Annotated in this window: 8 protein-coding genes; 5 read left to right on the top strand and 3 right to left on the bottom strand. The window is 68.3% G+C overall.

The features are described 5' to 3' along the window. Window positions 1–86: 86 nt before the first annotated feature. Entirely contained in the window at window positions 87–659 is a 573-nt protein-coding gene (locus DSP71_RS06080) for an HhH-GPD-type base excision DNA repair protein (protein WP_058631694.1), read from the top strand. Beyond that, a complete protein-coding gene (locus tag DSP71_RS06085; protein ID WP_061017816.1) occupies window positions 656–1,081 on the top strand; it encodes a DUF1801 domain-containing protein in 426 nt (141 codons plus the stop codon). Before DSP71_RS06080 ends, DSP71_RS06085 begins: the two co-directional genes overlap by 4 nt. Before the next feature lie 142 nt (window positions 1,082–1,223). Here the strand turns inward: DSP71_RS06085 and DSP71_RS06090 are convergent, their stop codons facing one another. Next, window positions 1,224–2,372 carry an epoxide hydrolase family protein gene (locus tag DSP71_RS06090; protein ID WP_113680641.1) on the bottom strand — a complete coding sequence of 383 codons (1,149 nt, stop codon included), beginning with the start codon at window positions 2,370–2,372 and terminating at the stop codon, window positions 1,224–1,226. Window positions 2,373–2,441: 69 nt separating this feature from the next. On the opposite strand from DSP71_RS06090, the gene DSP71_RS06095 reads away from it, so the two are divergent. Further along, window positions 2,442–3,398: a YafY family protein gene (locus DSP71_RS06095; RefSeq protein WP_113680642.1), complete on the top strand. Its 957-nt coding sequence runs from the start codon at window positions 2,442–2,444 to the stop codon at window positions 3,396–3,398. A 119-nt stretch (window positions 3,399–3,517) separates the two neighbouring features. Here DSP71_RS06095 and DSP71_RS06100 read toward each other — a convergent pair whose 3' ends face one another. Beyond that, on the bottom strand, window positions 3,518–4,903 hold the full coding sequence (locus tag DSP71_RS06100) for a glycine--tRNA ligase (protein WP_046747479.1): 1,386 nt from the start codon (window positions 4,901–4,903) through the stop codon (window positions 3,518–3,520). 116 nt (window positions 4,904–5,019) lie between these two features. Here DSP71_RS06100 and DSP71_RS06105 point away from each other — a divergent pair, with 116 nt between their 5' ends. Then, window positions 5,020–6,489, top strand: a complete 1,470-nt coding sequence (locus DSP71_RS06105; RefSeq protein ID WP_058631698.1) for a peptide MFS transporter — start codon at window positions 5,020–5,022, stop codon at window positions 6,487–6,489. Between the two features lie 21 nt (window positions 6,490–6,510). Here the strand turns inward: DSP71_RS06105 and DSP71_RS06110 are convergent, their stop codons facing one another. Further along, window positions 6,511–7,200 (bottom strand): GNAT family N-acetyltransferase, encoded by a 690-nt coding sequence (locus tag DSP71_RS06110; protein WP_046747477.1) that lies wholly within the window; start codon window positions 7,198–7,200, stop codon window positions 6,511–6,513. A 69-nt stretch (window positions 7,201–7,269) separates the two neighbouring features. On the opposite strand from DSP71_RS06110, the gene DSP71_RS06115 reads away from it, so the two are divergent. Then, a partial coding sequence (locus tag DSP71_RS06115) for an MFS transporter (RefSeq protein WP_258546289.1) occupies window positions 7,270–8,622 on the top strand: 1,353 nt, incomplete at its 3' end.

Below are 8,622 nucleotides of genomic sequence, written 5' to 3' on the forward strand. Positions count from 1 at the left end.
TGTACGGCATCGCGCCGGAGGCCGACTCCGTGGACGACGCCGCCAGCGCCTGACACGCTCAGCCCACGCGGTGGCAGACTGGAGGCATGGCCCTTCACATCACCGGAGACACCGCCGCCGACGAGCTGCTGACCGACAACCCGCTGGCTCTGCTGGTGGGGATGCTGCTCGACCAGCAGGTGCCGATGGAGACCGCGTTCGCCGGTCCGCTCAAGATCGAGCAGCGCACCGGAGCGGCTGATGCCGCCACCATTGCCGGCATGGCGCCGGACGAGTTCCTCGAGGCCTTCAAGCAGACCCCCGCCGTACACCGGTTCCCCGGGTCGATGGCGACGCGCGTTCAGACGCTGTGCCAGACCCTGGTCGACGACTGGGGCGGCGACGCGTCCGCGCTGTGGACCCAGGGCGACCCGTCGGGACCCGAGGTGCTCAAGCGGCTCAAGGCACTCCCCGGGTTCGGAGAGCAGAAGGCCAAGATCTTCCTCGCCCTCCTCGGCAAGCAGTACGGCTTCACCGGCGAGGGCTGGCGCGAGGCATCAGCCCCTTACGGCGAGGACGGGTCGTACCGCAGCGTGGCCGACATCGTCTCGCCCGACTCCCTCGCCAAGGTGCGCGAGCACAAGAAGGCCATGAAGGCGGCGGCGAAGGCCACGAAGTGAAGCCGACGGGGGATGACGTAGCCGGGCTCATCGCCCGCTCCTCCCCCGCAGTGCGCCGCAGGGACGCCGAGACGCTGACCGCGCTCATGCAGGAGATCACCGGTCGCGAGCCGCAGACCTGGGGCACCATCATCGGATTCGGCTCCTGCCACTACCGCTACCCCACCGGCACGGAGGGCGACAGCGGGCTGCTCGGCTTCGCCCCGCGCAAGGCCGCGACGACGATCTACCTGTTCGACGGAGTGGACGCGCACACCGAAGCTCTGGCGGAACTCGGCCCCCACACGACCGGTGTCGGCTGCCTGTACATCAAAGACCTGGAGCAGGTCGATCTGGACGTGCTGCGCGGCATCCTGGAGCGCTCGCTGGCCTGGGTCGAGGCCGGCGGCAGCGAGGGCGTGCGCCTCACGGTCACGGGCTGAGTCCGGGCGAAGAGTCGCGCCACGAGCATGCTCGCGAGGTTCGAGGTTCGAGACCCATGCTGCGCGCCGAGACCCATCCGCAACAGCGTTTGCGCGGATGGGTCTCGGCGAGGAGCGTGGGTCTGGCCCGACGTGACAGGAGTCAGTGCTGCGGGGCGAAGAACGCGCGGATGTCGCTGGCCAGCAGGTCGGGGCGCTCCAGGGCGGCGAAGTGCCCGCCCTCGTCGAAGCGGCTCCAGTGCACGATGTTCGAGTTGTCGCGCTCGGCGAAGACCCGGATCGTCTGGAAGTCGTCAGCGAACACCGCGACCCCGGTGCGCGCGGCGTTGATCTGCGGCTCTGCACCCTCGGCAGCGGCATCCGCCCTGGCGTTCTCGAGGTAGCTGCGGCTCATGCCCGATGCCGCGTTCGCGAACCAGTTCACGCTGACTTCGAGCAGGATCTTCTCCAGCGGCACCAGGGAGGTACCGTTGCCGAACGAGTTGAACAGCTCGCTGTAGGCCAGCAGCCCCACCGGGGAATCGCTGATCCCGACCGAGACTGTCTGCGGACGCGACGAGTTCATCGCGTTGTAGCCGCCGACGGACTGGAACCACTGCATGTGCTCCAGGCCGGCGTAGTCCGCAGGCTCGAGCTTCTCGAACTCTGCAGGGTCACCCGAGGGGAACGAGAACAGCTGCAGCACGTGCAGTCCGAGGAAGCCCGCGGGCTCCCGAAGGCCCAGCTCTCGAGCCACCATGGCGCCGTTGTCGGAACCGTGGATGCCGTAGCTCTCGTAACCGAGACCGCGCATGAGGCGGTCGTACGCCTCCGCGACCCGCGCCGTCGTCCACCCCGCGGACGCCAGAGGCTGAGAGAACCCGTAGCCCGGTGCATCCGGGATCACGAGGTCGAACGCCTCTTCGGCTCGACCGCCGTGCGCCACGGGATCGACCAGCCGATCGATCAGGTCGAGGTAGTCGATCGAGGAGCCGGGGTAGGTGTGGGCGAGCAGCAGCGGGATCGCACCTTCGTGAGCCGAACGCACGTGGAGGAAATGGATCGTCTGGCCGTCGATCTCGGTGGTGAAGTGCGGGACGGCGTTGATCCGCTCCTGAGCGGCTGCCCAGTCGAAGTCGCGCCAGGCGGCGACGGCTTCACGCAGGTAGGAGTTGGGGGTGCCCGCATCCCAGTCGTCCGTCGGCGAGGGCTGCGGAAGGCGGGTGCGGGCGAGGCGATCCTGAAGATCGGCGACCTCGGCAGCGGAGACCGAGACGGTGAAGGGACGGAAGGTGAGCGTCGTGTTTTCCATATCTCGAAGGTAGAAGGGCATTAGGTTGGATTCGTTCCTAATGGATGCACGACTTTTCGAGGAGTTCCGATGGCCGATCCGACCGCTCGACTGCTCGCGCTGCTGGCCCTGTTGCAGACCGGCCCCGGGCGTTCCGGCACCGACCTCGCCGTCCGACTCGGTGTCTCCTCGCGCACCGTGCGGCACGACATCGAGAGACTGCGCGAACTCGGGTATCCCGTCGATGCCACGCGCGGATCCGTCGGCGGATATCGTCTCGGGGCGGGCGGCACCCTCCCTCCGCTCCTCCTCGACGATGAGGAGGCCGTGGCGGTCACGGTCGGACTCCGCGCCGCCGCCGGCATCGCGGGGGTCGAAGAGTCGGGGGCGAGAGCGCTCGCCAAGCTGGAGCAGGTGCTGCCGTCGCACCTGCGCCCCACCGTCGACGCGCTCCGCTCCAGCGTCGACCGCGCCCCGGAGAACAACGACACCGACGCGCCCGACCCCGAAGTCGACGCCGCGTCGCTGCAGGCCATCGCGCGCGCCATCCGCGACCAGGAGTGGCTGCGCTTCGACTACGAGGGGGCTCCCCGGCTGGTCGAGCCGTATCGGCTGCTCACCTGGGTGCGGCGCTGGTACCTCGTAGCACGCGACCCCGACGCCGACGAGTGGGGAACGTACCGGGTCGACTGGATGCACCTGCGGATGCCGACGCACCGCCGCTTCGACGCGCGACCGCTCCCGGGTGGCGACTACACGGCCTTCGCGATGCGGACCATCGCGGTGAGCGGGTGGATCGTGCACGCCCGACTGCGCATCGACGCGCCGGCGGAGGCCGTGCTCGACCGCATCCACGCCGCGGTCGGGGTGGTCGAACCCGTCGACGACGAGCACTGCATCCTCGTCACCGGTGCCGACAGCCTCGACACCATCGCCGCCTACATCGGGATGCTGATGATGGATTTCACGGTCGAGAGTCCGCCCGAGCTGCTCCCCCGCCTGCAGCTCCTCTCCGAGCGCTACGCGCGCGCCGTGCGGGGATCATGACGGGGATCGAAACCCACCCTCCCCTTCGAGACCCACTCCTACGTGCTCCGATCACGATGGGTCTCGGCGGTGGGGATGGGTCTCGGCGAAGGGCGAGCGAGAGAGAGAGGTGAGAGCGCTCAGGCGCCGCGCAGACGCTCCGCGAGGTAGGCGTGCAGCTCGTCGATCGAGACGCGCTCCTGCGCCATGGTGTCGCGGTCGCGCACGGTGACCGCACGGTCGTCGAGAGAGTCGAAGTCGACCGTGACGCAGAACGGGGTGCCGATCTCGTCCTGGCGACGGTAGCGGCGGCCGATGGCACCCGCGTCGTCGAAGTCGACGGCCCACGAGCTGCGGAGGGTGTCGGCGACCTCGCGGGCGAGCGGCGACAGCTTCTCGTTGCGCGACAGCGGCAGCACCGCGGCCTTGACCGGTGCGAGACGCGGGTCGAGCTTGAGCACGGTGCGCACGTCGGTACCGCCCTTGGCGTTGGGCACCTGCTCCTCCACGTAGGCGTCGACCAGGAAGGCCATCATCGCGCGGGTGAGGCCGAACGACGGCTCGATCACGTACGGGGTGTAGCGCTCGCCCGTCGCCTGGTCGAAGTACGTCAGGCTCTGGCCGGATGCCTCGCTGTGGCTGGAGAGGTCGTAGTCGGTGCGGTTGGCGACGCCCATGAGCTCGCCCCACTCCTTGCCCGCGAAGCCGAACTTGTACTCGACGTCGATCGTGCCGGCCGAGTAGTGCGCGCGGTCGTCTTCCGGCACGTCGAACTGACGCATGTTCTCCGGATCGATGCCGAGGTCGATGAACCAGTTCCAGCAGGCCTCGACCCAGTGCTCGAACCACTCCTGGGCCTCAGCCGGCGGCGTGAAGAACTCGATCTCCATCTGCTCGAACTCGCGCGTGCGGAAGATGAAGTTGCCGGGAGTGATCTCGTTGCGGAAGGCCTTGCCGACCTGGCCGATGCCGAACGGAGGCTTCTTGCGGCTCGCGGTGAGCACGTTCGAGAAGTTCACGAAGATGCCCTGCGCGGTCTCGGGGCGCAGGTAGTAGAGGCCGGACTCGTCGTCGACCACGCCGAGATACGTCTTCACCAGACCGGAGAAGGCCTTCGGCTCGGTGTACTGCCCCTTGGTGCCGCAGTTCGGGCAGGGGATGTCGGCCAGACCGTTCTCGGCCTTGCGGCCCTTGCGCGCCTCGAAGTCCTCGATGAGGTTGTCGGCACGGAAGCGCTTGTGGCACTGCAGGCACTCGACCAGCGGGTCGGTGAAGGTCGCGACATGGCCCGACGCCTCCCACACGCGCTTGGGGAGGATGATGCTGGAGTCCAGGCCCACCATGTCGCCGCGACCCCGCACGAAGGTCTGCCACCACTGGCGGCGGATGTTCTCCTTGAGCTCCGTGCCCAGGGGGCCGTAGTCCCAGGCCGACCGGGAACCGCCGTAGATCTCACCCGCTTGGAACACGAACCCGCGGTGGCGGGCGAGGGCGATGACCTTGTCGAGGCGGGACTGTTCGGCCATGGTGGCTCCAATGGTCGGATGCGGGAGGAGAACCCGCGAACACGGGCATCCCATTCTATCCGTCGTTCCCGCGCGCTCCCTGGCCTCCGCGGCCGCGCCGGAGTAGCGTCCTGGGGATGAGCACTGCAGCGCGAACACCGCGGACCCGCGACGACGACACCCGCTTCTTCGGGCAGCCGTGGGCACTGGTGCACATCTTCGGCGTCGAGATGTGGGAGCGCTTCAGCTTCTACGGCATGCAGGGCATCCTGCTCATCTACCTGTACTTCGAGGTGACCGAGGGCGGCCTCGGCATCCCCAAGGCGGTCGCCGGCGGCATCGTTGGCGCCTATGGAGGATCGGTCTACCTGTCGACGATCCTGGGAGCCTGGCTCGCGGATCGCCTCTTCGGCGCCGAGCGGGTGCTGTTCGTCAGCGCGATGGTCATCGTCGCGGGACACCTCGCCCTCGCGCTGCTCCCCGGCGCGGTCGGTGTGGGCGTCGGTCTCGTGCTCGTGGCCGTCGGATCCGGTGGACTCAAGGCGAATGCGTCGTCCGTCGTCGGCACTCTCTACAGCGAAGACGATCCTCGACGCGACGCGGGCTTCTCGCTCTTCTATCTCGGGATCAACCTCGGCGCGTTCCTGGGCCCGATCCTCACCGGCATCCTGCAGTCGTCGCTGGGCTTCCACTACGGCTTCGGCCTCGCGGCCATCGGCATGACGCTGGGACTCATCCAGTACTCGTTCGGCCGCAAGTCCCTCCCCGCCTCGGCGCGTGAGGTGCCGAATCCGCTCCCGAAGTCCCGGTACCTCCTGGTCGGAGTCATCGCCGGGGCCGCGGTGGTGGTCATCGCCGTCCTGGTGCTGACCGGGGTGATCCGCCCGGACAACCTGGCCGCCCTCGTGATCGGCGTCACGATCATCGCCGCCGTCGCCTACTTCTCGGTGATCCTCGGCAGCCGTCGGATCGACGCCACCGAACGCTCGCGCGTGTGGGCCTTCCTGCCGCTCTTCATCACCAGCGTCGCGTTCTGGTCGCTGTACCAGCAGCAGTTCACGGTGCTGACGATCTACTCCGACCAGCGCCTGGACCGGAACCTGTTCGGCTGGGAGATGCCCGTGTCGTGGGTGCAGTCGATCAACCCGGTCTTCATCATCATCCTGTCGGGCGTCTTCGCGGCGATCTGGACCCGTCTGGGGAAGCGTCAGCCCTCGACGCCGGTCAAGTTCGCCCTGGCGGCGATCATCATGGGGTCGGCGTTCCTGCTCTTCCTGCCGTTCGCCGGTGGCGGGGAGAACTCCACACCGCTGCTCGCGATCGTCGGGATCCTCTTCGTGTTCACCGTGGCGGAGCTGCTCATCTCCCCTGTCGGTCTGTCGGCGGCCACCAAGCTCGCACCGACCGTCTTCCGCACCCAGATGGTCGCGCTGTTCTTCCTGTCGATCGCGCTCGGCACGGCGATCTCAGGCGAGCTCGTGCGGTTCTACAACCCCGACGACGAGGTGCCGTTCTTCTCGATCCTCGGCGGCATCGCGATCGTCGTCGGCATCGGACTGCTGCTCAGCGTGAAGCCCGTGCTGAAGCTGATGCGCGGGGTGCGCTGAGCATCCCCCGCGCATCCCGCATCACGCCGTGAAGAGGTAGCCGCGTTCGGTGTCGTACCCGGCGATCCGGAGGCCGCTGCCGAGCAGGCCCTCCATCTGCGCACGCAGGCGCAGGCGCCACTCGTGGGCGGCCGCAGGATCGGAGACGCGCAGCGCCTCGATGTCGGCCGGGATCTGGAGGGTCTCCACGACCGCGTCGTCGGCCGGGGGCTTGGCGATGTCGGCGAGTGCCCATTCGACGTCGAGTCGGTCGCTCTCGTCGCCCGCGTCACCGCCGCCGAAGATGCCGTAGCGGTTGACCGAGTATCCGGTGGCACGGGCGCCCAGCACCGTGAAGAAGAAGTGCGCGTTGCGCGCCACCAGCGGATCGAACACCCACGTGATGCGGCCGACGTCGCGGGAGAACGCCCACTGTCGCTGATGCTCCTTGAGCTCGCGGCCCCAGCCACGCCCGCGGTACTCGGGCAGCAGGGCGGTGATGTGGGAGTGCATCGCACGTCGGGCCGGCTCGCCGAAGAAGGCGATGGACGCGCCGACCATGCGCTCGTCTTCGCCCTCGCCGTCGAAGAAGCCGACGACGTAGTTGCCCGACTGCTGCAGGGCGCGCAGGGTTCCGGCATCCACCACGCGCTGCGGACCCCTGATGGAGTCGAGCAGGCCCTGGGCGTCGAGGATGAGTTCAACGGTGTCGAGATCACGGATGGTTCGCACGCACCCAGTCTGCCCCTCCTCGGCCCGTTCGAGGAATCCGGCACGAGGATTCGGCGATAGCCTGAGCCGGTGGGTGCGAGCGATGACAGAGCGAGGAAGCGTCTCTCCCGCACTCCTCCCCGTTGGGCGATCGTCGCGGTCCTCGCCTTCGCGGGGCTCTGCTCGTCGTTCATGTTCACGCTGGTCGTGCCGTTGCAGGCCGAGCTGCCCCAGCTGCTGAACGCCTCCCGCGAGGACACCACCTGGGTCGTGACGATCACGCTGCTCGTCGCCGCGGTCGCCACTCCGATCTCCGGCCGGCTCGGCGACATGTACGGCAAGCGTCGAGTCGTGATCGCCCTGCTCGCGATCCTGATCCTCGGGTCCATGATCGCCGCCGTCTCCGGCTCGATCGTCGGCGTGATCATCGGCCGCGCGCTGCAGGGTGCGGTGACCGGCGTCGTCCCACTCGGCATCGCGATCATGCGCGACGTGCTCCCTCCCGAACGGCTGGGCACCGCGGTCGCCCTCATGAGCGCCACGATGGGCGTCGGCGGCGCGATCGGGATGCCCGTGGCTGCACTCCTCGCCCAGAACGCCGACTGGCACATGCTCTTCTGGCTCGCCGCGGCACTCGGTGTCGTCGGCCTCGCCCTGGTGCTGGCGGTGATCCCCGAAGATGTGCTGCGCTCTCCCGGGCGGCTCGACGTGATCGGAGCCATCGGACTCGCGATCGGCCTCACGGGCATCCTGCTCTTCGTCTCGCGGGGTGCGCAATGGGGATGGACGTCTCCCCTGACGCTCACCTGCATCATCGGCGGACTCGTGGTGCTGCTGGTGTGGGGCTGGTATCAGCTGCGCACGAAGGATCCGCTGCTCGACCTGCGTGTCGCCGCCCGCCCCGCGGTGCTGTTCACGAACATCGCCGCGATCGGGATGGGTTTCGCGCTCTTCGCCTCGAACGTCACGTTCCCACAGCTGCTCGAGATGCCGACGATCGGCGGTGCGGGGTTCGGTCTCGACATGCTCGCCGCCTCCCTCGTGATCATGCCGGCCGGTCTCGTGATGATGGTCATCTCGCCCCTCTCCGGCTGGCTCGAGCGCACCGTCGGACCGCGTCCGCTGTTCACGGTCGGTGCCGGCGCGATCGTGCTCGCCTATGTCTTCGTGCTGCTGTGGTCTTCCGAGGTGTGGCACATCTTCGTGGCCAACATCTTCATCGGAGTGGGCATCGGGTTCACGTTCGCGGCCATGCCGATGATCATCATGCGCTCGGTCCCGGCGAACGAGACCGGAGCCTCCAACGGACTGAACGCCCTGTTCCGATCGGTCGGCACATCCAGCGCCTCGGCGGTGATGGGCGGTGTCCTCGCCGCGATGAGCGTCGACGTCGGCGGAGTCGCCGTCCCGACACGCGCTGCCTTCGAGGTGTGCTTCTGGCTC

This window comes from Microbacterium sp. H6, from assembly GCF_003314775.1.
Classification (GTDB): Bacteria; Actinomycetota; Actinomycetes; order Actinomycetales; family Microbacteriaceae; genus Microbacterium; species Microbacterium oxydans.